The organism is Shewanella cyperi, from assembly GCF_017354985.1.
Classification (GTDB): Bacteria; Pseudomonadota; Gammaproteobacteria; order Enterobacterales; family Shewanellaceae; genus Shewanella; species Shewanella cyperi.
The window spans coordinates 3,545,105-3,568,742 of sequence record NZ_CP071501.1; the positions used below are offsets into that span (position 1 = coordinate 3,545,105).

Genomic DNA, 23,638 nt, shown 5'->3' on the forward strand with positions numbered 1-23,638 from the left:
TGATGGATCCTGTTACCTGGTTGTTGGCCCTGCTGATCATCTTCAGTGGCGCCCTGATCCAAAGTCTGATTGGCTTTGGTCTGGCTGTAGTAGCCAGTCCGCTGTTGTATCTGCTGGAGCCGCGACTGGTGCCGGCCCCTGTGATAGTCATGGGCTTCTCCATTGCCCTGCTGACCTTGGTGCGGGAGCGCGGTCAACTGGAGTTCAAGGGTCTGCAATATGCCTTGCTGGGACGGGTTCCCGGCGGCCTGCTGGGTGCCACCCTGTTACTCCTGGCTCCACAGGATGTACTGGGGCTGGCCATAGCCGCTATTGTGGCCATCGCCGTATTGCTCAGCCTTAAACGCTTCGAACTGCCGGTGAACCGCCTGACCCTGTTCGCGGCCGGTACCCTGTCCGGGGTATTCGGCACCATAGCCGCCATTGGCGGCCCGCCGATGGCGTTGTTGCTGGCAGGCAAGGATCCCGGTAAATTCCGGGCGGCACTGTCGGCCTTTTTTATCTTCAGCTCCCTGATTGCTTTGGTGATTCTGGCCTTGGCGGGCTTGCTGAGCACTGAACACTTGTGGTGGTCGCTGCAACTGCTGCCCGGTGTCATTTTGGCCTACCTGCTGGCCGGGAAAATGATCCACAGGGTAGATAAAAATAAAACCAGGATCATGACCCTGGTTTTATGTTCCTTAAGCGCCCTGCTGCTGACCTTTAAGTCGCTGGCCAGCCTGCTTGGCTAAAAGTGATAGGAGGTTTGCAGTGCCGCGCCATAGGCATTGTCATTGCCGAACATACCGCTGAGATCCAGCTTAAAACTCTTGCCTATGACAAAGCCGGTGCCGAGGGAATAAAGGTTGGCGGTCACATCATTCAGATCATGGCGGTAGCCCAGCCGCAGCGCCAACCAGTCCATGGCCTGGTATTCACCGCCCACACGCCAATACTGGGTGCCCTCCAGGCCGACAAACTTTTCATTTTCAAGCAGATCCAAATCAGTGGTGACGGTAAAACCATCCCACTGATAGGCCACGCCGACGGTCACTGTTGGCCCCACTCTGTAGGTGGCCTGAATACCTTCTGACTCAACTGTGTCCAGCTCCCGCTTTATCAGGTTGCGGCCGGCAAGACCTATGACCATGCCATGCATGGGCTCAATGGCGATCCCCACATCCAGGTTAAAACCGGTTTCATCGTTGCTGTAGTCACTGCCATCGAAATCCCCTTCATCGAAATTGTTGGCACTGACGCCATAGTTGAAGCTGTCGAGGCGTTGGATTTTTGGGGTAACCCCCACTGTCACCGGCATATTGACAATCGACAGCGGCATACTGACCGCCACCCCGATATCGGAGATGGCGCCGGCGATAACCCGTCCCTGAGAAGTCAAATCCCCAATTTCCGGAGGATTGACGGGATCCAGGGTGCTGAGCAGCACTATATCCTCATCACTGATGTCGGCAATACCGAAACCGTCGATATAGGTCTTGTACAACAGGCCCCAACTCATACCCTTGGAGGGCATACTGATGCTTAAGCCAATACCGCCACTGAGATAGGCGTTGTTGTCCTGCAGTGAGACCAGATCACTCACCAGGGCATTACGATAGGTATCAACTGCGGTGGGATTGGCATTATCAATGGCCGTCTGCAAGGCATCGTAGTCATCCTGCAACAGATCTATCTTGTCTATCATGTCGTCCTTGTCAGCCGCATCAAGCCCCAGGGTCGGCAGTAACAAGGTGACCCCTTGATCACGCATGGATGGCAGGGACAACAGGGCCGGGTTGGCAAAGGCGGCCCCTTCTATATTGGAAGCAGCCACTCCTGTGCCCCCCATTGCATCGCTGCGTGCCTCGAAATAATCCTGGCCGGCGAACGCAAATTGACTGAGGAACACGGCACTTATGGCCGTAAAAAGCGCGGTCTTGTTCATCATCATTCATCCTCGGTTTTGTTATAAAAACAAGGATAGTTCAATCACCCGCTTGTCGATGAACAAAGCGTTATTTTTTATCCAGGCCCAACCATTCAGCCCTGGGCCTGCGCCTTTTGTTGCAACTTATAGAGGACCCGGCTGGCGGCCATAAAACCGAAGGTGCCCGTTACCATGGTCACGGCACCAAACCCGGAGGAACAGTCCATACGCATACTGCCGGGGGCCGCATCGGCCTTGATGGCACAAGCCTCCCCGTCGCTGCCGGGATAGGTCAGCGCCTCGGTGGAGAACACCGCCTCAATGGCAAATTTGCGTTCCAGATTACGGCTGAAGTTGTAATCCTTGCGCAGAATACCGCGCACCTTGGCCAGCAAGGGATCCTGTATGGTGCGCGACAAATCGCTTACCTGGATCTTTTGCGGATCGAGCTGACCACCGGCGCCGCCAACCGTCACTATTGGCAACTTATGGCGCTTGCACCAGGCAATGAGGGCGGCTTTGGGTTTAACCGCGTCAATGCAATCAACCACATAGTCTATGGCTGCATCCGGACCGAAATGCTGCCCCAGGTTATCAGGAGTAATAAAGTCTTCTATCTCGTTGACCCGGCATTCGGGATTGATGGCACGGATACGCTCGGCCATTACGGCCACCTTGGACTGACCTATGGCACCGGCGAGCGCGTGGATCTGTCTGTTGGTATTGGTGACGCAGATATCGTCCAGATCAATCAGGCTGATATTACCTATACCGCTGCGGGCCAAAGACTCGGCCACCCAGGTTCCAACTCCTCCAATCCCCACTATGACCACATGGGCGCGGCTGAAACTCAGCAGCGCCTTTTGGCCATAGAGTCTGCCTATGCCGGCGAAACGGTTCAGATAGGCTTCAGATAAGAGGTGAGTCACAACAGGGATCCTTAATATGAGGCAAAGAGCTGCATTTTACCCCAAAGGTCGATTCGCCGCAGCATTGCACAGCTGTCATCACGCTGTCATTGAGCCGCAATCTTGCCACTGCATTCGCATCTGCTAAATTTAATGCGGCTAAGTTAGGGTGCAACTACCTAAAATCAGGTAAAAATACCCGATCCTCAGCGATTCTTTTGCCACCGGGCGCCCAATTTGGGCTTAAGAGGCAGTAAAAATGTCGCTATTACCCGGCGGGGAAAGAAAAAACATGATCAATACCTCAATTCCAATGACATAAAACTGTAAGAATCAGCGACATCTCAATTGCCGGTCTCGCGCCGTCATTGACAAGGACATTGGTACATAAGCATAAAAATGGAATGAACTTCGGTTCACGGGAGCATGAAAACATGAAAAAGACCCTTATCTCTGCATCTGTTGCCTCAGTGCTGACCCTGGCCTCATTCGGCGCGCTGGCCGATGGACCTGATTTTTACGGTCGCCTGGAACTGGCGGTAACCAACACGGACGCCAGCTCAACCCTGCAAAGTGGCACCCACAACGCCACCGCCGGTGAAAGCGGCACCTTCCTGGAAAACAACTTCTCCAACGTCGGTGTCAAAGGCAGCGAAAAGATCGCTGACGGTATTGAAGCCCTGTACCAAATGGAGTTTCAGGTAGAAAACACCTCATCCAGCGGCGACACCTTCAAGGCCCGCAACACCTACCTGGGTTTCAAAACCGCCGCAGGTACGGTTCTGGTCGGCCGCAATGACACAGTCTTCAAGCAGTCCGAAGGTGGCGTCGATCTGTTCGGTAACACCAATGCGGATATCGACCGTCTGCTGGGCGGCCAAACCCGCAGTGCCGATGGTGTCTGGTATTACTCTCCCAAGATCGCCGATCTGTTCACCATCAACGCCACCTATCTGTTTGAAGACAACAATGGTGCCGATGACAATCAGTATGCCCTGAGTGTGACCGTCGGTGACAAGGCGCTGAAAAAAGACAACTTCTATGCCGCTGCGGCCTACAACAAGGGCATTTCCGGCTTAGACGCCTACCGGGGTGTAGCCCAGGTGAAGTTGGGTGAATTCAAACTCGGTGGTTTATATCAGCACACTGAAAAGGCAACCGACAGCAGCGTTGATGGCGACAGCTTCTTCATTAACCTGGTCTATGACCTCAACGGGGTTAACCTGAAAGCCGAATACGGTCAGGATGATGCCGGTTTTGGTAAGTACTTCAAGAGCCTGGGTGGTGTATCCGGTGCTGATGTCGACGTACAAAACATAGTTCTGGGTGCCGACTATCGCGTCTCCAAATCAACCCTGCTGTTTGGCCACTATGCCATGTATGAAGGCGAGTATGAGGTTGATGGCGCCAAGGTGGATCTGAAGGACGACAACGTCTTTACCGTCGGTGTACGCTACGACTTCTAATCTATGCTATTCATTCCAGGCGACCCCAGGGTCGCCTTTTTTATGGGCGACATGCCCCCAAACGCCCCGGGCGGATTCCCACCCAAACAATCTGCCCCTTTGGGTGGATATCCACCCGCCATCCTCCGGGCCAATTAAACATATTCTTAAATAACCAATAACTTAGTTAACACATACTTTGTGGCCCGCTAATTGCCTTAGCCTTAGCGTTCACCTGGCAAACATGTTCCCAACCCAAGCCATGAAGTGGGGTGAACACCAATAACAATGATCAATGGAACCCACTGCTAAGGAAAAAACATGAACAAGACCCTTACCTCTGCATCCGTCACCGCCGTGCTGGCTCTAGCCTCCTTCGGTGCGCTGGCCGATGGCCCCAACTTTTATGGCCGCCTGGAACTGGCCGTGACCAATACGGATGCCAGCTCAACGGTGCAGAGTGGCACCAATAACGCCAGCGTCGGAGACAGCGGCACCTATCTGGAGAATAACTTCTCCAACGTGGGCGTAAAAGGCAGCGAGAAACTCAGCGACGGCATCGAAGCCGTGTACCAAATGGAATTTCAGGTGGAAAACACCTCATCCAAGGGTGACACCTTTAAGCCCCGCAACACCTACCTGGGCCTGAAGTCAGCCGCAGGCACAGTCCTGGTGGGCCGTAATGACACGGTCTTCAAGCAGTCCGAAGGCGGTGTGGATCTGTTTGGCAACACTAACGGCGATATGGACAGGTTGCTCACCGGCCAAACCCGCAGCGCTGACGGTATCTGGTATTACTCACCCAAGATTGCCGATCTGCTTGCCATCAATGCCACTTACCTGTTTGACGACAACAATGGTACCGATGACAACCAATACGCCATCAGCATTACCATGGGTGACAAAGCGTTGAAACAACAGGCTTTCTATGCAGCGGCGGCCTATAACAAGGGTATTTCCGGCGTCGATGCCTACCGCGGTGTGGCCCAGGTGAAGCTGGGCGAGTTCAAACTTGGTGGCCTGTATCAGCACACAGAAAAGGCCACCGACAGCAGCGTCGACGGCGACAGCTTTATTGTCAACCTGGCTTACAATCTCAATGGGGTTAACCTCAAGGCCGAATACGGGCAGGATGACGCCGGTTTCGGTAAGTACTTCAAAAGCCTGGGTGGCGTTGCCGGGGCTGATGCCGAGGTGCAAAACATTATTTTGGGCGCCGACTACCGGGTATCCAAGTCCACCATGGTATTTGGTCACTACGCCATGTACGAAGGCGAATATCAGGTCGAAGGCGTCAAGGTCGATCTCAAGGACGAAAACGTCTTCACCGTTGGCGTGCGTTACGACTTTTAAGCCGTCATGCAATAAAAAAGGCGCCTGTGGCGCCTTTTTTATTGGGATATCTTTATTTACGTACCAGCAAATAGGCAGCTTCATTGAGCCAGGGCACCTGCTTTTTGACAAAGCGAGGGTTGTCCGCCAGCACGTCTTGGCATTCCAGGGGTTCAATGTCGAAGAAAGGTGACAGATAATCATTCACCCAGTCCGGTGACACGGCAAACGGTGGGCCAACCAGAGCCTCCTGAGGATAATCCAGGGTGATCAACAAACCGCGGGCGCCGGGGGCCAACAAAGCGGCCAACTGCTTGGCATAGTCATGGCGCATCTGCTCGGGCCAGGCAATCAGCGCAGCCCTGTCATAGAAGCCCTCACAGGCCTGACTCAGCTGAGCCGGGAAGGTGAAAAAATCCCCTTGCAACAAGCTGAAGGGACCACAGACATATTGCCTGTGCTCGGCGACGGTCTCTGTCGCTGCATCCATGCCATTCTCAGAAAAAAACTGCTCCACCGCCAGGCTGTTCAGCTCCGATCCCAGAACCTGCAGACCTTGCTCGGCCAAATACAGCATATCCAGCGACTTGCCGCAAAGGGGGACAAAGACCTTGCTGCCCTCGGTCAATCCCACACGGGACCAATACTTGACCAGCAGCGGATTAATCTCGCTCTGATGAAAACCAATTTGTTGTGAATGCCATTTATCGTGCCAAAATCCCGGTTCCATGCGCCGCCCTGAAGTCTTGTTCGGTGAAAAGTGGCCCTACTCTAGCGCCAAACGCCGGGCTATGCAAAATGCCACTAGAGGGCGCCATCGCTGGAGTTCAGATGGTCCAGCACCTCTATGACCTGTCTTTGCCAAACGCAATTTTCGCACTGGCACTGACGGCGGGACAGATGATGTGGTGTCAGACTGGACTCAACAAAGTCCAGCGCCACCAGCAGTTGTTGCTTGAGCTCGGCAATGGATTTTTGCTCCAGCGCCACCAGTTCATCATTGCGGTTCATCCACAAACATTCCATATCCTGATGGCAATACAGACAACGCTCATCGGTTGGATTGTAAAATCCTGCGTGGGGGCAATGACGCAATTCCATGGAAAGTATCACCCGCTTGCGGGCAAAGTTATATAACTCAATAAGTTGCTCTTTAATTGGGTCAGACATACCCCGCCTCCGGAACCGCCTGTGGCGGTACCATTCACTCTTGTCCGACAGCATAACGTCTAGCGATTGAACTTCACTTGATGCAGGTCAAAATGAATTAGGAAAAACTTGGGTAGGCAGACGCTGGTGACTTGCGCGGGAAGGCCCGGATGGATTTAAATGGGTACCTGTGCCGCCGTCAGGAACACAACAGAGTGCAAGTCCCCCAGCTGCAACATTTTTATATCTCGGAAGAGCAATCCATTTATCTGCTGAAAGCAGATGATGCCCGCAAGCACAAGGCCTGGGTGCGGCTGTGTAAACAGCAATTGAGCAAACTGGGCTACCGCGACATCGAATTTATCGGTAAGGGCGCCTATGGATTCGTGTTCGCCGGCATCAATAGCCAGGGGGATGCCCATGTGTTCAAGTTCTCCCGCATCACCCTGCCCCAGCATGTGCAGGACAGGCTGGAGGAAGAGGCCTTCATGCTGTCCAATGTCAACCATCCCAATGTGCCACCGGTGATCAAGTTTGACAGGGTCGGCAAGCAGGGCATATTGGTGATGGAGCGCGCCAAGGGCGAAGATCTGGAGCAGCTCTGTCGCCGCCTGGGCGCCCTGCCGGTATCCATGGTGATGAGCATTGCCAGGCAACTGGCGGATATACTCCTGTACCTGCGCCGGGGAAGACCACTGGTTCACGGCGATATCAAACCTTCCAATCTGGTCTATGACCTGGACAGTGGCCATTTGTCACTGATTGATTGGGGCTCCGCCGTGTTTGCCCAGCGCGATGAGCGGGGGCGTCCGGTGGAAGAACATGTGATGAGCCTGCTGTCGAGCGATCAACAGCTTACCAATGCCCGCATGGGCGATGTGTACTTTATCGGTGAGGAGCAACTGGGCGGCGCCCTGTCCAACCCCAGATTCGATGAACAGGGGGTGGCCGCAACCCTCTATACCCTGGCTTCGGGCCAGGCCAGCCGTTTTGGTCACAAGGTGATCCCCGCCACCAGCGTCGGCCTGCCGGTGGAACTGGCCCGCACCCTGGACGCCATGCTCAGTGACGATCCCGAGCTGCGCAACCGCGGCGGCGACTACTTCCTGCGCACCATGAGCCAAAGCCACAGATTGAAACTGGTGGATTTGCCAAGGCCGGAGCCCATTGCGGAGATCCCGGTCTGGCTCCAGAGTCGCGGCAAGGATGTGGAAACTGTGAGCTACAGTTCACGCAAGTCGTTTCTCAAGGAACACAACTACCACGAACCCATAGCCCATATGGACGATATCCAGCTGGATAAGTACTACCGTAACTTTCTGGCAGGCATGGGGGATACCGAAAAGGGCTTTATTGCCGCGGTCGGTCGTCTGGGTCACTATCCCATAGTGGGCGGCTTGGCGATCCACTGGCAGGAAGAGGGGGTTTTTATCGACTCCAACCTGGCTTTGCACGACCCCGGGCTCAAGTCGGCGCTAATCCAGGCGGTCAACAATATGGTGACCCTGGCCAGGGGCATACGCAAGGTGGGGGTGTTCAAGGCCTGTTTCTTCAATGCCCGCGACACCCTGCACATAGAGCGCAGCGGCCCGGGGGCCGCCTTTATCGCCGGGGCCGATCAACAGCTGCCTTTTGAAGTCGGGGATGTCCCCACATTGGAAGACAAATCCCGGCTGCATTCCTATTTTGAGGACGGCAAGGATCCCGATGAAAACCTGGAGCTGCCGGCCGAAATCATGACCGAACTGGGTTGGCTGAACCAAATTCACCACACGGGGTGCATTATTTTCGAAGCGGTGGACGACCACCTCAAGATCCACAGTTATTTAAAACTGCTCAATCCACGCAAACAGGCGGCCTTCCGGGCCAGCCTCGACCGGATTTTGCATCACGTGGACAAGATTTCCGGCAATGGGGTGTCGGGTTTTATGAAACTGCCCTACAAGAACACCCGTAGATTCAGCACGCTGGAAACCAGGGCCGATAACTTTTACCCCAAAGATCCGCGCCCGGCCGATTTTCAGTCATCCTGATCCTTGCGCTTGCTGTCATCGCCCAGGTGCCCCCTGGGCTCATCATGACGCTCAAAGTCGCCATCAAAGGTTTGGCCACCCTGATGATCTTTATGCTGGAAAGGCGGTTCACCGAAGTGAGGACCGGGGCCACCGTTGACCACGGTTAACTGAATGCGTTTCAGCAGCAGGGCCGCCAGGGGTTTACGGGTCAAAGGAGTCAACAACAGCAGACCGATAAAGTCGGTGATAAAGCCAGGAATGAGCAGCAGGACTCCGGCCATGGCGAGCATCATGCCCTGAACCAGTTCGCTGCCGGGCATTTCTCCCCGGGCCAGCTTTTGCTGTGCCGACATCAGGGTGCTGAGCCCCTGACTGCGCACCAGGGATACCCCCACCACGGCTGTCAGCAGCACCAGAGCCACGGTATTCCAGCTTCCAAGCACCTCACCCACGCGGATCAGCACGGACAGTTCCAGTACCGGCACCACAATGAACACAAGCAACAACAATAAAAACATACCGGCCTCTTTTTTCTCGCGCGTTGAACATTAAATGGGGTTGCGCGGGTCTGATTTCAAGGATGTGGGCTCATAAGCCGTACCTGCATCACTGTTTAACATCAATTATGGTGCACTGTGCGGGCAAAAAACGCTAAAGTGTGACCCCGGACACCGGAGCCGAATGAGACCCAGATGCAAGACCAATACGCTTTGCTGGTACTGACCACCTGCCCCGATAACGACACCGCAGTTAGCATTGCAGATGCGCTGGTGCAGGAGGGGTTGGCAGCCTGCGTTCAAATCAGCGCCCCGGTGCAATCTGTCTATCGCTGGCAGGGAAAGGTGTGCGTTGAGACCGAGGTGCAGTTGTTTATCAAATGCCATACCGAGGGCTATGACGCGTTACAACAACGGCTGTTGTCATTGCATCCTTATGAGTTGCCTGAGATTATTGCACTGAAATTGGATCGGGGCCTGCCCGGTTATTTGGATTGGATAAAAGAAACCACACACCCATGAACAAATTCACCACCCTGCTGTCTTCCCTGCTGCTGGTCTTGCTCAGTCATACAAGCCTCGCGGCAAATGGTTTTGACTTCCTCAAGGACGAACCCGAACTTATGCCCGTGGATCAGGCCTTTGTGTTCGATTTTGAACAACAGGGCTCGGTTCTGAAAATCTCCTGGGTCATAGCCGACGGCTACTACCTGTATCGGGACAAGCTCAAATTCAGCGCCGATCAAGCCACGCTCGGCGAGATAGGCCTGCCGACCGGCAAGCCCCATGTCGATGATTATTTTGGTGAGCAGCAGGTCTACTACAGCTATGTCGAAGTGCCCGTGGCCCTCAAGTCGGCTCTGGACACAGGCTCGGTTTCGGTGACCTTTATGGGTTGTGCCGAGGACAAGCTCTGTTACCCCCCCACCACCCGTACCGCGCTGCTGAGTGCAGTGGCAGATAACGACGGTCAGCTGCCAAAGTCCGACGTTCAGGGCAATGCCCAGGACAGCGGCACTACTGAAGCTGCAGTAACCAAGGCTCCCGTGACCGAGCAGGACAGACTCAGCCGCATGCTGGCGGGCAGCAATCTGCTGTGGACCCTGTTGATATTCTTTGGCCTTGGTGTTGGCCTGGCGCTGACTCCCTGCGTATTCCCCATGTACCCCATACTGTCCGGCATCATAGTGGGGCAGGGAAAACAACTTTCCACCGCCCGCGCCTTTAGCCTGTCGATGGTCTATGTCCAGGGTATGGCCATCACCTATTCCCTGCTTGGACTGGTGGTCGCCTCTGCCGGCATGAAGTATCAGGCAGCCTTGCAGCATCCCGCGGTATTGGTGGTTCTGGCGCTGCTGTTTGCCGTGCTCAGCCTGTCCATGTTTGGCCTGTATGAATTGCGCCTCCCCTCTGCCTGGCAACAGAAGCTCAACAGCGCCTCCAGCTCCCAGAAAGGTGGCAAGCTGACGGGTGTTTTCCTGATGGGGGTGATTTCCGGTCTGGTGGCGTCCCCCTGCACCACGGCCCCCCTGTCCGGTGCGCTGATTTACGTGGCCCAAAGTGGCGATTTACTGCTGGGTTTCCTGGCCCTCTATGTACTGAGCATGGGCATGGGCTTGCCACTGCTGCTGATTGGCACTTCCGGCGGCAAACTGCTGCCCAAGGCCGGCGCCTGGATGGATCTGATCAAGACCCTGTTTGGCTTCCTGCTGCTGGCAGTGTCCATCATTATGCTGGGCCGGATCTGGACCGGACTCCTGTCTGATTTGCTGTGGTCCATCTGGGGCATCAGCATGATCGCCTACCTGATGCACCAGAACAAACAGACCCAATTCAATTGGAAGCAAACGGTGCGCTCGGTGATCTTGCTGCTGGCGCTGCTGACCAGCTTTTCCTACGGTTTCCATGCGGTGATGGGCGCTCTGGGATTCAGCATGCCCAGAGCCGTCAGTCCGGTAAACGGCATATTGAACCAAGGCGAAGCCCATGAATTCAAACGCTTCAAGACCTTGGCGGAGCTCAATACCGAACTCGCCGCGGCCAAGGCAGCCGGCAAGCCTGTGATGGTGGATCTGTACGCCGACTGGTGTGTGGCCTGCAAGGAATTCGAGGCCATTACCTTCAAGGATGGGGCGGTCAAAGAGCGCATGAATACCATGGTGCTGTTGCAGGCCGATGTGACCCGCTCCGATGACGAAGATGTGGCCCTGTTGGAGGCCTATGACGTGCTGGGCCTGCCGACCCTGCTGATGTTTGACGCCAAGGGCGTGAGCCGGGATGACCTGCGGGTCACGGGTTTTATGGCGCCGGCGGAGTTTGCCGATCACCTGGACCTGCTGCTAAAGCAATAATCAGAGCAAGTCTCTCAATAAAAAGGCAAACTTTTGCAAGAAAGTTTGCCTTTTCCGTTTTCTGTTCCTTAAAGTTTTATACAATGGTCCCAATCAGCAGAGTCCCTACTGCGAAGCAATAGAAGCAATAACAGCAAGGAGTCCCATGGAGCCCGCCATACTTGTCATCACCTTAGTCTGTGGTTTATTGGTCAGCCGGGTGGGATTGCCACCGCTGATCGGCTATCTGGCGGCCGGATTTGTACTGTTTATGTTTGGCATCGAAGAAGACAGCCTGCCACTGCTCAGGCAACTGGCGGATCTCGGGGTCACCCTGCTGCTGTTCGCCATCGGCCTCAAGCTGGATATCCGCAGCCTGTTCAAGGCCGAGGTCTGGGCCGGGGCCAGCCTGCATCTGATGGGCTCAATGCTGTTTTTTGTGCCGGTACTCAAGTTGCTCGGACTCATAGGCCTGTCACAACTGTTACCCCTGGATTGGGGGCAACTGGCGCTGCTGGCCTTCGCCCTTAGCTTTTCCAGCACGGTATTTGCGGTCAAGGTGCTGGAAGACAAGGGGGACATTCAATCCCTCTATGGCCGGGTGGCCATTGGTATCCTCATTATGCAGGATATCTTTGCTGTCGCCTTCCTCACCATTTCCAAGGGTGAAATGCCCAGCATCTGGGCCCTGGCGCTGCTGTTGCTGCCTTTGGCGCGGCCATTGATTTACCGCGCCTTCGACCGGGTCGGTCACGGTGAATTGCTGGTGCTCTTTGGTCTGGTAATGGTGCTGGTGCTGGGCGCCTGGCTGTTCGAGGCCGTGGGCCTGAAGCCGGATCTCGGTGCCCTGGTGGTAGGTCTGTTGCTGGCGGGACACCGCAAGGCCAACGAACTCGCCAAGTCACTGTTTTACTTTAAAGAACTTTTCCTGGTGGCCTTCTTCCTCACCATAGGGCTCAATGGGCTGCCCGCCTGGGAAGACCTGACGCTGGCCGCCGTGCTGTTGCTGTTTATCCCGCTCAAGGTGGCGCTGTTCCTGCTGCTGCTGACCCGCTTCAGGCTAAGATCCCGCACCTCGCTGCTGGCGTCATTCAACCTGGCTAACTACAGCGAGTTCGGCCTGATTGTCGCCGCCGTGGCCGCCGCCAAGGGCTGGCTGCCCTCCCAATGGCTGGTGATCACCGCCATGGCCCTGAGCTTCAGTTTCCTGTTGGCGGCGCCGCTGAACAAGTTGGTAGGCAGTGTCTACCAAAGGCACCAAACCCGACTCAGACGTATGGAGCGCCACCCGCTGCATCCCGAAGACAGGCAAATCCCCCTTGGCAATCCCCGCTTCCTGATCCTGGGTATGGGCCGTATCGGCAGCGGGGCCTACGACGAGCTGAAACATAAGTTCGGTGGCGAGATCCTCGGCATTGAACACAAACAGGAGTTGGTGGACAAACACCGTCGCCTGGGGCGCAACGTGGTTCAGGGCGACGCCACCGACAGCGATTTCTGGGAAAAGGTGGAGCGCGCCCCTAACCTGGAGCTGGTATTGCTGGCCATGCCCCACCACGCAGGTAATCTGTTTGCGGTCAAACAGCTGAAAAAAATGGATTATCAGGGCAAGATCAGCGCCATAGTACAGTTCGGCGAAGATATTCAGTCACTGCGGGACAGCGGTGTTCACAGCGTCTACAACATGTATGAGGCCGCCGGGGCCGGTTTTGTCGACCATGTGAGTCAGGAGTTGCTCAGGCGTCAGCCGACAGCAACTGAAACCGCGGCCCCTGTGGCCCAGGCACGCTAAAAAATCTCAGTTTCCGCCCTTTCGCAGACATGGTATAACTCAAGGAAAACGCCCAGCGGCTGCCAGTTGGCGCCCGCTGGGACACAAGGCTGTTCCCTTGGCCACGGGAGAGTTTCCAGAGCATGTCCAACCCAGCGCAGCGCGCCACCAAGCTGTTTGTCAAAACCTTCGGCACCAAGGCCGACGCCTTGTTTCAAGCGCCCGGCAGGGTGATCCTGGTGGGCGAACACACTGACTATAACGAAGGTTTTGTACTGGCTGCTGCCATCAACAGCCACACTGTCATTGCCGCCAAGCGCCGGGACGATCTGCGCTTCCGGGCGGTATCCGAACGTTTTCCCGGGCAAATTATGGAGTGGCAATTCGGCACCGAGGGCGATCTCAATGCCGATGAGTGGGTTAACTATCTCAAGGGATTCACCCAGGCCATGGCGTTCTCAGGACTGCAAGCCAAGGGCCTGGATCTGGCCGTGGTCAGCAATGTGCCCATGGGGGCCGGTCTGTCCTCCTCGGCAGCGCTGGAAATTGCCTTTGGCACCGCGCTCAATGATACCAGCCAGTTGCACCTGTCCCCCATGGCCATAGCCCAGCTGGCCCAACGGGGCGAAAGCCGCATGCTTGGCTATCCCTGTGGCATCATGGACCAGATGGTGAGCGCCATGGGCGAAACCGATTGCGCTCTGGTGATAGATTGCCTGGATCTCGACAGCGAAGCCTTGCAAATCCCGGACTCCCTCAGTCTGATGATCATCTCCTCCCCCCTGGACCCCGGGGCAATGGCGACTGCCTACCGGCAGCGGCGGGAAGAATGCCAACAGGCCGCCGACTTCTTTGGTCTGGATTCACTCAGGCACCTGGAGCAGGCAGAGCTGGAATCGGCCAAGGCCAAACTCGATCCCACACTCCTGCGCCGCGCCCGCCATGTGGTAAGTGAAAACCAGCGCACCCAGAGTGCCGGCCGGGCGCTGGAGCGCGGTGACATCCGGCGCCTGGGCATGCTGATGAATCAATCCCATGCATCACTGCGGGACGACTTTGAACTGAGTCAGCCGGAGATTGAGTCCCTGGTGCAGGTGATGAGCGAGGTGATTGGCGAACGTGGCGGCGTCAGAATGACAGATGGTTGTTGCATAGTCGCCCTGGTGGAACATGAATTGACGGACGCCGTAGTGCAGGCGGTGGAGCAGCAATACCGGGCGCTGACAGGTGGCGAACCCCATATCTATATGTGTGCCGCGGCGACGGGCGCCGGCCGGATTGACGCCTGATCCATACGAATGCAAGGCCTTATCCTGGCGTGCGGCTTAGTTTATATTGCTTTGATTTTAATTTGGAAAAGGACAGCTTCCCATGGTGCGTTTTACCGTACTCGACCCCTGGCAGGATCCCCGCGGTGGGGAAATTGAACGCGTAAGACTGGACAATGGCATACTGGCCCTGGAAGTTCTGAGTCTGGGCGGGATCATTCGCTCCCTGTGGGCGCCGGACCGGCATGGCGAACGCGCCAACATAGTGCTGGGCGCCGAAGATGCCACAGCCTATCTGGAACAGCAGGCACATCTGGGTGCCATTGCAGGCCGCTATGCCAACCGCATCGCCGGTGGAAAACTGTCCCTCCAGGGTAAAAATATCCAACTGGACACCAACCTGGCGGGCAATTGTCTGCACGGCGGCTTTGAGGGCTTCAATCGCCGCCGCTGGCAGCTGGGTATGCTCAGCGATGGGGTGCGCCTGACCCTGGTGAGCCCAGATGGTGACGGCGGATTCCCCGGCGAGTGTCGGGTGCAACTGGATTATCGCCTCGCGGGCCACAACCTCTACGTGGAAATGCAGGCGGTGACCGACAGCGCTTGCCCAGTCAGCCTGACCCAGCACAGCTATTTCAACCTCGAAGGCAGCAAGGCGACCAATGCCGATCACAGGATCCAGATCCTGGCGGACAAGGTGCTAACCCTGGATGAGACCGGCATTCCCAATGGTATCCGGGATGTGACAGAGTCAGTATTCGATCTGCGCCAACCACAGCGGCTCGGCGACCATTTGTCCCACGAGGCCCTCGCTGCCACCAAGGGCTATGATCACCCCTTCTGGCTCGACAATGACGCCGCAGATCTGAAAAAGTGCGCCGTCCTCAGCAGCCCTGTCAGTGGAAGGCGCATGACCCTTTACAGCAACCAACCCACGGTACAGCTCTATTGCGCCAACTTCCTGGGCGGCACCCCAGGCCGTGCCGGGCAAAGTTACCGGGATTACCAGGCCGTATGCCTGGAACCGCAGCTGGCGCCGGATGCCCCCAACCAACCGGATCTGGGTCGGGGCTGGCTGCAAGCGGGTGAGGTATACCACCATATCAGCCGTTATCGATTCGACTGCACGGATTAAGGTGCCGGGTCCGGCAATCAATGAGAAAGTCACTTCGCCACGACGGCAACAAAGAGGGCTGATGTCACTGTCTGCATCGGCCTGATATCAGAATGGTTTGGGGAATGAATTAAAACGGCTTAAATGTGGGAAAATCGGCCCAGCCCCGAGAAATCAGGGCTGATGCTGAATTGGCTGAGTGGACTTGGTTCGAGCGGATTAATCGTCGAAATCGTCGCCCCAATCATCACTGAAGTCGTCGTCACCACCGCTGCCAACGGCTTCTTCTTCAGGCTCCACCTCAACCTTGGACTTACGTGCCGGGGCACTGTCCTTAACGTTGCTCAAATTGATCCTGGCCTGGTGCTTTTCCATAAAGTCAGCACGGGCCGCCTTCCAGGCACCGCCAAACTGAGCCTCGGCAGCCTTGACCGCGGCGTCATCCAGATCGTACAGATTGACTTTTACTATATCCTCAACGTATTCCACTATGGCTTTACGTTCTGTGTTGTACAGATAGATACGTCCTGGGGAGGCTTCGGGTAACTGATTGTCATGGACGACGATAGTGTTGCCCCGAGAAGTTCTCAGCTCGCCGTACCAAACCTGTTTCTTCGCCGTGTTATACATATATGCCAATACCCTTAAATCAACACATACACTAGGAGTTTGTCTTTACAACACAGCCGGAGGAGCAGTACTGATCCCCGCGGCTGCCCGTCTGATTATCTCGGACGTTTCACGATGGGTATTCTTGCAGAATCTTTCCCAGAATCAATGCCAAAAACCATGAATTTTTACCTCTTATGCCATTAATTCATCGTCTTTGGCAGCAAATTTCCATTTCACATGGACTGTAGCCCAAATTTCGCCCAGTGCAAACCTGTCATTCCAGTAACAAAATCACCTTGCCCCTGTGCTCCCCCACCTCCATCAGTCTGTGGGCCTCGGCGGCCTCGGCCAGCGGAAAACGGGCCGAAATCGGTGGTATGCAGTGTCCCTTGGCGAGCAGGGGCCAGACGTTTTGCTCCAGTTCGGAGGCGATAGCCGCCTTCGCCGCTATGCTCTGGGGTCTTAAGGTCGAACCGGTCCAGACAATGCGCTTGGCCATCAGGCGGAAAATATCCACTTCGGCCCTGGGCCCAGACTGCATGGCTACCGACACCATACGACCGTCCTCCGCCAGCAGCTTGAGGTTTTCGTTGATCATCTTGCCACCGGCCATGTCCAGCACCAGATTGACGCCGGCGGGGCACAGCGCCAACACCTGGGCCACCAACTCGGGATCCCGGTAATCAAACGCAGCATCGGCCCCCAGGGTCAGGCAATAGTGACGCTTCTCTTCGCTGCCACTGGTAACCAATACCCTGGCACCAAAGGCCTTGGCCAGCAGGATAGCGGTGGAACCTATGCCGCCCGAGCCCCCCTGGATAAGCACTGTCTCGCCGGCTTTCAGGCCGCCACGCATAAACAGATTACCCCAGACGGTGAAAAAGGTTTCCGGCAGTGCCGCCGTATCCGCCAGCGCCATGCCATTGGGGACGGGTAAGCAGTGACTGCCGTGGGTAAGCACATACTCACCATAGCCGCCGCCCGGCACCAGGGCGCAGACCTGATCCCCCAATTGCCAGCGCGGCGTGTCTTCCCCGAGGGCGCAGATCTCCCCCGCCACTTCCAGCCCCAGGATGGGTGACGCGCCCGCTGGTGGCGGATAGGCGCCTCGGCGCTGGGCCAGATCCGGACCATTGACGCCCGCGGCGCACACCCGGATCAACACCTGTCCGGCGCCGGGTTGCGGCAACGGCGACTGGCTCAGGCACAGAACCTCGGGTCCGCCGCTGTGTTCGAAGGCTATATGGCGATAAGACTGAGACATGGGAAAGGTCCTCAACTGAAATAATCCCTTAAAAATCAGGTTCCAGCATAACAGCTTGAAAAAATGCTGCCACAGCGCCGGACCTGGATTGTGCTTGGCGTTGACATTGGCCGCTCCCGGCCTCAGCCTGTAACCTGGATGCACAGTCACGAGAACAGCATGACACCAGCAATCAAGGCCGCCCTGATAGCCACCTTTGTGTTCCCCGGTGGCGGTCACCTGTACCTGAAGAAGACCTTGCGGGGAGCCTTACTGGCGGCCGTGGCATGCGCCTGCCTTTTGTTTCTGATGACCCTGGTCTATGACTCGGCCCAGACCATAGCAAGCGGGATCCTTGATGGCAGCATAGCCCCAAACACCACAGAGATTGCACAGGCCATGGATGCCAGTCAGGTGGAGCTGGAAGCAAAGGGTGGCAGCGTCAGCTGGATACTGCTGTGCACCTGGTTGCTGGGTATCATTGATGGCTACCGACTGGGCCGCAAAGCGCCTTCGCAAACCACAGACGGCACACGCCAGGCCTAATTACCGGGCCAGCAGGCTTTCAATCCGTGATAACAGGGCACCAGCATATCGGCCTGCGTCGCATAGCCGGGTAAAGGTGCCTCTCCCGGCCAATACAGCCCGGAGCGACAACCGGCATTGGTGGCGGTTTGCACATCAAACAGGTAATCCCCCAGGTACAGCACCCGGGCAGGCGCCAGCTGCCAGGCCTGGCAAATATGCCTTAATCCGGCGGGATCCGGTTTGGCCGGGGCATCTTCGCGGGTAAGTACCCACTCCAGGGATAACTCCAGTCGGCTCAGGGTTAACTGCGCCGCTTCGCGGATATTGCGGGTCAGGATCCCCAGCGGCAATCCCTGATGTTGCAGATGCAGCACCAGCTCCCTTGCGCCATCTATCCAACAGGCCTTGGCCGAGCTGTCCATTTCGTAACGATGCACTATGGCGCTCGCCGCCTCAAATTCGGGTTTCCCTTGCAGACTATGGAGGTGGGCCAGGATATCCGTGCCGGGCGGGATCCCGAGCTCGGCCCTCAATCCGGCAAAATCGGGATTCGAATGGGCCAGGGTGCCATCGAGATCGAACACCACGGCATCTATATCCGTCAGGGAAAAACCGCTTTGCAGTTCGGGAAATCGCATCTTGCTTGCCTCGCGCATTCAGCACTCACGCAGTCATCAGGCCGTGACCTGGCGCCGCTTCTGCCACAGGGGCAATAGCTGCAGTGTCATCACTGAGAGAATGATCAGCAGCATTCCCATCAGACTCAAGCCATCTATGCTGTCGCCCTTTATCACCTCGGGCCACCAGCCAAGGGCGACCACCAGGGCCGTCAGGCTGAAACTGACCACAGGGGTCAGGGCCAACATGGCGCTGACCTGGGCCGTGGGCCAGTATTTCATCGATTGCCCGAAACAACCGTAGGCCACCAGAGTATTGATGGCACAGAATCCGGCCACCAGCCAGTCACCCTTATCCATGGTATTGAAATGGCCGAAGTCACAAAAGGGGGCCATCAGTACAACACCAAGGCCGTAAATAAACAGCAGCACATTGGCCGGGCTCAGTCGACCGATAAGCGCTTTTTGCAGCAGGGCGTAACTGGTCCAACTGGCAGCAGAAAACTGCACCACCAAGACGCCCAGCATCACCTGTTTGTCGGCATGCCCACTGAAATCCAGTTGTGGATGGAAAAACAGCAACATACCCATGGCCAACCCGGCAAAACAGGCCAATTGTACCGGCTTCAGACGCTCGCCAAAAAAGAGCACACCACCGAAGGCCAGGAAGAAGGGGGCGGTTTGGAAATTCAGCTGGGCCACACCTGGGGCGAGAAAATCGAGCGAGAACACAAAGGAGACATAGTTAGCCATCAGCAGTACGCCTGCCGCCAACAAGCGCCACCAATCGCCGCCGCGCAGTGCCGCAAACTGCCGCAGACTGCCGGCAAGCCATTGCACCAGCACACTGACAATCAGGGCCACCAGGAAACGAAACCAGGTAAGGGTCACGGGATCGATAAAATCACCGGACAGCTTGAGGGCGATGGGCAACATGCCCCAGAAAAATACCGCAACGGCGACAAACAGCAAACCCAGGCGCAACATGACAAGGCCCACAAGGGAAACAGGCGTCTATCTTGCTATAAGGCGACTGCCGGCACCAGCACCCGGCAATAAAATAGCATCACTGGGCCTGCTTGCCCTGGTATAGCCAACGTAACTCGGGCAAAGCGGCAAGGTCCAGGCAATCCCCCAACTTGGCTGCGGCCATGGTCTGGGGCCGGAAATTGGGGTCTTCCTGCAGGCACTGCAGCAGTTCCTCCTGGGACTCGGTCTCACCATGGACCAGCACCAGGGGCGGATTATCGACAAAATGTCCGTACCAGCGCATCAGCTCGGCCTGATCTGCATGGGCAGACAAGCCCCCGACGGTATGGATGGTCGCCGCCACCTTGAGGGATTTGCCGTTGACCGTGAGTTCTTCAACCCCATCCACCAAGGCCCGCCCCGGCGTGCCCAGAGCCTGGAAGCCACAAATAATAATGTCGCATTCACTGCGCCACAAATTGTGCTCCAGATGGCTGCGAATGCGGCCGCCGGTACACATGCCGCTGCCGGCTATGATGATCAGTCCCTGATGTATGTCATTGAGGGCAATGGACTCATCTGTGCTCTGAATAAACTGCACATTGGCCATCAAGGGATGATTACCCGGATGCATACGGACAAAGCGCTTGAAATCCTCGTCCATCAGTGGGTAGTGGTGTATGTATACCTTGGTGGCTTCTATGGCCATGGGGCTGTCGAGACACACGGTCCAACGGGACAGATCCCAATCCTTGGCATACAGGTGAAACAGGTACAACAGCTCCTGGGCTCTTCCTACGGAAAAGGCCGGGATCAGAATATTGCCGCGGCTCTCACTGATGGCGCGGCCAAAAATCGCCTTGAGCTCCGCCAGGGTGTCCTCCCAACTGCGGTGCAAACGGTTGCCATAGGTGGACTCCATCAGCACCAGATCGGCCCGGTCGACAAATTCGGGATCCTTAAGGATCGGCATACCGGCACGCCCCAAGTCACCGGAAAACACCATTTTTTTGCGATGCTTGCCGTCATCGATGTCCAGCTCCAGCAGTGCCGATCCCAGAATATGGCCTGCATCCCGAAAGCGGACGTTAACCCCCTCCATGACCTGCAAATCGGTGCCGTACTCCAAAGGCACAAACAACTCCAACACCCGGTCAACATCTTCCTCGGTAAACAGCGGCTCTATGGGATCCAGCCCCTTGCGGGCGAGTTTGACATTTTGCCGCTCTGCGTCCCGCTGCTGCAGCATGGCCGCATCCCTGAGCATAATGGCGCACAGATCAGCCGTGGCCCTGTGGGTATATATGGGCCCCTTGAATCCCTGTTTGGCCAGCAGGGGTAAGCGCCCGGAATGATCTATATGGGCATGACTGAGCACCACAGCCACAATGGCCGGCGGCTCAAAGGCAAAGGGCAAGCGGTTGCGGGCCTCGTCCTGCTTGCCACCCTGGATCATGCCGCAATCGAGCAGCAGCTGTTTGCCGTTGACCTCCAGAAGGTGACAGGACCCCGTCACCTCACCTGTGGCTCCCCAAAAAGTGAGGGTCATGCTCATCTGTTGTGCCTCCTGCCCGGCTTTGTCTTTAGCCTGAGTGTAGGCCCAATTTCCCGCCCCTGCCTGTGACAAAGAGCACTAAACAGCGTGCGGGAACACTTGATGCAGCTTTTTGTCTTACAAGGCTTTTATCAAACCTGAACCCCATGTTCCCTGGGCAGGAACAGGGAAATTGCCGTGGTCAGCAGCAACAGCGCACTCGACAGCAACAGACAGGCGGCAAGGCCGTAGACCTGAAAGATCCAACCGGACAGCACGGTTCCCAGCAGGCGTCCCATGGCATTGGCCATGTAATAGAAGCCCACATCGAGAGACACCCCATCTTCCTTGGCATAACTGACAATCAGGAAACTGTGCAGCGATGAATTCACGGCAAACACCAGCCCAAACAGCAACAGGCCGCCAAGCAACCACAGAGATTGATGTGCCTGGTCCTGCAAGCCAAAGGCGATAGCGGCAGGCAGCAAGGCCAGCAATCCGGCCCACAGCAGCGCACTGCCGCGACCTGGGGTGCTGCCCATCAGCCTTGGCGCCAGGGTTTGCACCAGACCGTAACCTATGATCCAGCTGGCGAGAAAACCGCCCACCTGCCAATGATCCCAGCCAAACTGGCTCGCCAGGTACACTGGCAGGGCCACCACAAACCAGACATCGCGGGCGGCAAACAGGCACAGGCGCGCGGCCGAGAGAATATTGACCGCCCGGCTCTTGGAGAATATGTCTTTAAACTTGGGTTTGTTCTTGGCCTTGCCGAGCTCCCGGTTCAAGCCCTTGAGCGAATCGAGCCACACCAGCGCCAGCATTAACAACAGGATAAACACGGCGCCACGAAAGTCCGCCAGTGTCAGCAGGGCGCCACCGATGAAAAAGCCCACACCCTTAAGCGCGTTCTTGGAGCCGGTCAACAGCGCCACATACTTGAACAGACCCGCCTGCCCCGCTTCCTGCGGCACCAAGGTCTTGATGGCACTTTTGGCGCTCATCTTATTGAGATCTTTGGCTATCCCTGAAAGTGCCTGGGCGGCCATCACCCAGGGCACGGTCAGCCAGGCCACGGGCACCAGCAACATGCCCAAGGCCAAAATCTGCATGCCCATACCCAGGTTCATGGTGCGGTTGAGACCAATGCGGGCCCCGAGCCAGCCACCCACCAAATTGGTGACCACGCCGAAGAACTCATAGAAAAGGAACAGCATGGCAATGGCCAGCGCCCCATATCCCAGGCGATGAAAGTAAAGCACCACCAGCATCCGCAGGGCGCCGTCCGTGAGGGTAAAGGCCCAGTAATTGGCGGTGATCAGCAGGTACTGACGCTGGGCAGGGCTGAGCTGCCTGAGCCTGTCCATAATCAAAGTCCCAAATCGCGCCGGCCTACCATACGCGCCAGTTCGGCGGTGCGGTTGGCATAGCCCCATTCATTGTCATACCAGCAGTACAGCTTGAGCTGGGTGCCGTTAATCACCATGGTGGACAGGGCATCGATAACACTGGAGCGTGGATCGGTGCGATAGTCCACCGACACCAGGGGTCTTTCCTCAAAGCCGAGAATGCCCTTGAGTTCACCTTCGGCCGCCTGCTTCAGCAGGGCATTGACCTCGGCCTCGGTGACCGGACGCGCCAACTCAAACACACAGTCGGTGAGCGAGGCGTTGGCCAGGGGCACACGCACCGCATGACCATTAAGCTTGCCCTTGAGTTCCGGGAAGATATGGGTGATGGCGGTGGCACTGCCGGTGGTGGTGGGGATCAGACTCTGGCCGCAAGCCCGGGCCCGACGCAGATCGCTGTGGGGCGCATCCAGAATGGTCTGGGTATTGGTGATGTCATGAATTGTGGTCATTGAGCCGTGCTTGATGCCTATGGCCTCATGGATCACCTTGACCACGGGGGCCAGGCAGTTGGTGGTACAGGAGGCAGCGGTCACTATGGGATGCAGTGTGGGCTCGTACAGCTGTTGGTTGACGCCCATGACTATGTTGAGCACCCCCTCTTCCTTAACCGGCGCCGTGACCACCACCCGCTTCACCCCTTGATCCAGATAAGACTGCAGCAAGGCCTTGGTCTTCATCTTGCCCGACGCCTCGATCACCAGATCGCATCCGGACCAGTCGGTGGCGGCTATGGTGCTGTTGCGACTGGTACTGATGGCCTTGCCATCTATCAGTATCTGTTCGCCGTCAGTGGCAACCCCATGGCCCCAGCGGCCGTGGACAGAATCGAACTCCAACAGGTGTGCCAGGGTGGCGGCATCGCCCGCCGGGTCATTGATATGAACAAATTCCACATCGTCCCAGTCCCAGGCCGCCCGCAGCGCCAAACGTCCCATGCGACCAAATCCGTTGATACCTATCTTGATTTTCATTGTTGTCTCCAAAGACT

General features: G+C 56.6%; 22 protein-coding genes. 10 read left to right on the plus strand and 12 right to left on the minus strand.

The features are described 5' to 3' along the window. Positions 1-2: 2 nt before the first annotated feature. A complete protein-coding gene (locus JYB84_RS15740; RefSeq protein WP_207320962.1) occupies positions 3-731 on the plus strand; it encodes a sulfite exporter TauE/SafE family protein in 729 nt (242 codons plus the stop codon). On the opposite strand, the gene JYB84_RS15745 is transcribed toward JYB84_RS15740, so the two are convergent. Continuing rightward, positions 728-1,930: a conjugal transfer protein TraF gene (locus tag JYB84_RS15745; RefSeq protein ID WP_207320963.1), complete on the minus strand. Its 1,203-nt coding sequence runs from the start codon at positions 1,928-1,930 to the stop codon at positions 728-730. The genes JYB84_RS15740 and JYB84_RS15745 overlap by 4 nt on opposite strands. A gap of 89 nt (positions 1,931-2,019) precedes the next feature. Next, a complete protein-coding gene (gene tcdA, locus JYB84_RS15750; RefSeq protein ID WP_228290803.1) occupies positions 2,020-2,835 on the minus strand; it encodes a tRNA cyclic N6-threonylcarbamoyladenosine(37) synthase TcdA in 816 nt (271 codons plus the stop codon). Positions 2,836-3,248: 413 nt separating this feature from the next. Between tcdA and JYB84_RS15755 the strand changes: the two genes are divergently transcribed. Then, positions 3,249-4,280 carry a porin gene (locus JYB84_RS15755; RefSeq protein ID WP_207320964.1) on the plus strand — a complete coding sequence of 344 codons (1,032 nt, stop codon included), beginning with the start codon at positions 3,249-3,251 and terminating at the stop codon, positions 4,278-4,280. 300 nt (positions 4,281-4,580) lie between these two features. Continuing rightward, a complete protein-coding gene (locus tag JYB84_RS15760) occupies positions 4,581-5,612 on the plus strand; it encodes a porin (protein WP_207320965.1) in 1,032 nt (343 codons plus the stop codon). Positions 5,613-5,664: 52 nt separating this feature from the next. On the opposite strand, the gene JYB84_RS15765 is transcribed toward JYB84_RS15760, so the two are convergent. Both JYB84_RS15765 and JYB84_RS15770 read right to left on the minus strand, forming a co-directional pair. Further along, positions 5,665-6,321 carry a thiopurine S-methyltransferase gene (locus JYB84_RS15765; protein WP_207320966.1) on the minus strand — a complete coding sequence of 219 codons (657 nt, stop codon included), beginning with the start codon at positions 6,319-6,321 and terminating at the stop codon, positions 5,665-5,667. A 74-nt stretch (positions 6,322-6,395) separates the two neighbouring features. Beyond that, positions 6,396-6,761, minus strand: coding sequence for a hypothetical protein (locus JYB84_RS15770; protein ID WP_207320967.1), 366 nt, complete (start codon positions 6,759-6,761; stop codon positions 6,396-6,398). Positions 6,762-6,955: 194 nt separating this feature from the next. Between JYB84_RS15770 and JYB84_RS15775 the strand changes: the two genes are divergently transcribed. Then, a complete protein-coding gene (locus tag JYB84_RS15775) occupies positions 6,956-8,773 on the plus strand; it encodes a protein kinase domain-containing protein (protein ID WP_207323264.1) in 1,818 nt (605 codons plus the stop codon). On the opposite strand, the gene JYB84_RS15780 is transcribed toward JYB84_RS15775, so the two are convergent. Beyond that, positions 8,761-9,273 carry an FxsA family protein gene (locus JYB84_RS15780; protein ID WP_207320968.1) on the minus strand — a complete coding sequence of 171 codons (513 nt, stop codon included), beginning with the start codon at positions 9,271-9,273 and terminating at the stop codon, positions 8,761-8,763. The two genes, JYB84_RS15775 and JYB84_RS15780, sit on opposite strands and share 13 nt — an antisense overlap. A gap of 174 nt (positions 9,274-9,447) precedes the next feature. Here JYB84_RS15780 and cutA point away from each other — a divergent pair, with 174 nt between their 5' ends. The 5 genes from cutA to JYB84_RS15805 all read left to right on the plus strand — a co-directional run bounded on the left by cutA (position 9,448) and on the right by JYB84_RS15805 (position 15,756). Beyond that, complete coding sequence (cutA, locus tag JYB84_RS15785) at positions 9,448-9,774, plus strand: divalent-cation tolerance protein CutA (protein ID WP_207320969.1); 327 nt, start codon at positions 9,448-9,450, stop codon at positions 9,772-9,774. Next, complete coding sequence (locus tag JYB84_RS15790; RefSeq protein ID WP_207320970.1) at positions 9,771-11,603, plus strand: protein-disulfide reductase DsbD; 1,833 nt, start codon at positions 9,771-9,773, stop codon at positions 11,601-11,603. Before cutA ends, JYB84_RS15790 begins: the two co-directional genes overlap by 4 nt. 145 nt (positions 11,604-11,748) lie before the next feature. Next, entirely contained in the window at positions 11,749-13,374 is a 1,626-nt protein-coding gene (locus tag JYB84_RS15795; protein WP_207320971.1) for a cation:proton antiporter family protein, read from the plus strand. 122 nt (positions 13,375-13,496) lie between these two features. Then, positions 13,497-14,642 (plus strand): galactokinase, encoded by a 1,146-nt coding sequence (gene galK / locus JYB84_RS15800; RefSeq protein WP_207320972.1) that lies wholly within the window; start codon positions 13,497-13,499, stop codon positions 14,640-14,642. Positions 14,643-14,724: 82 nt separating this feature from the next. Next, positions 14,725-15,756, plus strand: a complete 1,032-nt coding sequence (locus tag JYB84_RS15805) for an aldose epimerase family protein (protein ID WP_207320973.1) — start codon at positions 14,725-14,727, stop codon at positions 15,754-15,756. Positions 15,757-15,954: 198 nt separating this feature from the next. On the opposite strand, the gene JYB84_RS15810 is transcribed toward JYB84_RS15805, so the two are convergent. Next, positions 15,955-16,365, minus strand: coding sequence for a hypothetical protein (locus JYB84_RS15810; RefSeq protein WP_207320974.1), 411 nt, complete (start codon positions 16,363-16,365; stop codon positions 15,955-15,957). Between the two features lie 256 nt (positions 16,366-16,621). Then, positions 16,622-17,611, minus strand: a complete 990-nt coding sequence (locus JYB84_RS15815) for an NAD(P)H-quinone oxidoreductase (RefSeq protein WP_207320975.1) — start codon at positions 17,609-17,611, stop codon at positions 16,622-16,624. A 159-nt stretch (positions 17,612-17,770) separates the two neighbouring features. Between JYB84_RS15815 and JYB84_RS15820 the strand changes: the two genes are divergently transcribed. Beyond that, entirely contained in the window at positions 17,771-18,136 is a 366-nt protein-coding gene (locus JYB84_RS15820) for a hypothetical protein (protein WP_207320976.1), read from the plus strand. Here JYB84_RS15820 and JYB84_RS15825 read toward each other — a convergent pair. From JYB84_RS15825 to JYB84_RS15845, 5 genes are all read right to left on the minus strand, one after another. Further along, the gene (locus JYB84_RS15825) at positions 18,133-18,774 is read right to left on the minus strand and encodes an HAD family hydrolase (protein ID WP_228290804.1); all 642 of its coding nucleotides are present in this window, start codon (positions 18,772-18,774) and stop codon (positions 18,133-18,135) included. The genes JYB84_RS15820 and JYB84_RS15825 overlap by 4 nt on opposite strands. Before the next feature lie 18 nt (positions 18,775-18,792). Further along, positions 18,793-19,722, minus strand: a complete 930-nt coding sequence (locus tag JYB84_RS15830) for a DMT family transporter (protein ID WP_207320977.1) — start codon at positions 19,720-19,722, stop codon at positions 18,793-18,795. Between the two features lie 79 nt (positions 19,723-19,801). Further along, on the minus strand, positions 19,802-21,259 hold the full coding sequence (locus JYB84_RS15835) for an MBL fold metallo-hydrolase RNA specificity domain-containing protein (RefSeq protein ID WP_207320978.1): 1,458 nt from the start codon (positions 21,257-21,259) through the stop codon (positions 19,802-19,804). A 131-nt stretch (positions 21,260-21,390) separates the two neighbouring features. Continuing rightward, on the minus strand, positions 21,391-22,605 hold the full coding sequence (arsJ, locus tag JYB84_RS15840) for an organoarsenical effux MFS transporter ArsJ (protein ID WP_207320979.1): 1,215 nt from the start codon (positions 22,603-22,605) through the stop codon (positions 21,391-21,393). A gap of 2 nt (positions 22,606-22,607) precedes the next feature. Next, the gene (locus JYB84_RS15845) at positions 22,608-23,621 is read right to left on the minus strand and encodes an ArsJ-associated glyceraldehyde-3-phosphate dehydrogenase (RefSeq protein ID WP_207320980.1); all 1,014 of its coding nucleotides are present in this window, start codon (positions 23,619-23,621) and stop codon (positions 22,608-22,610) included. Positions 23,622-23,638 lie beyond the last annotated feature (17 nt).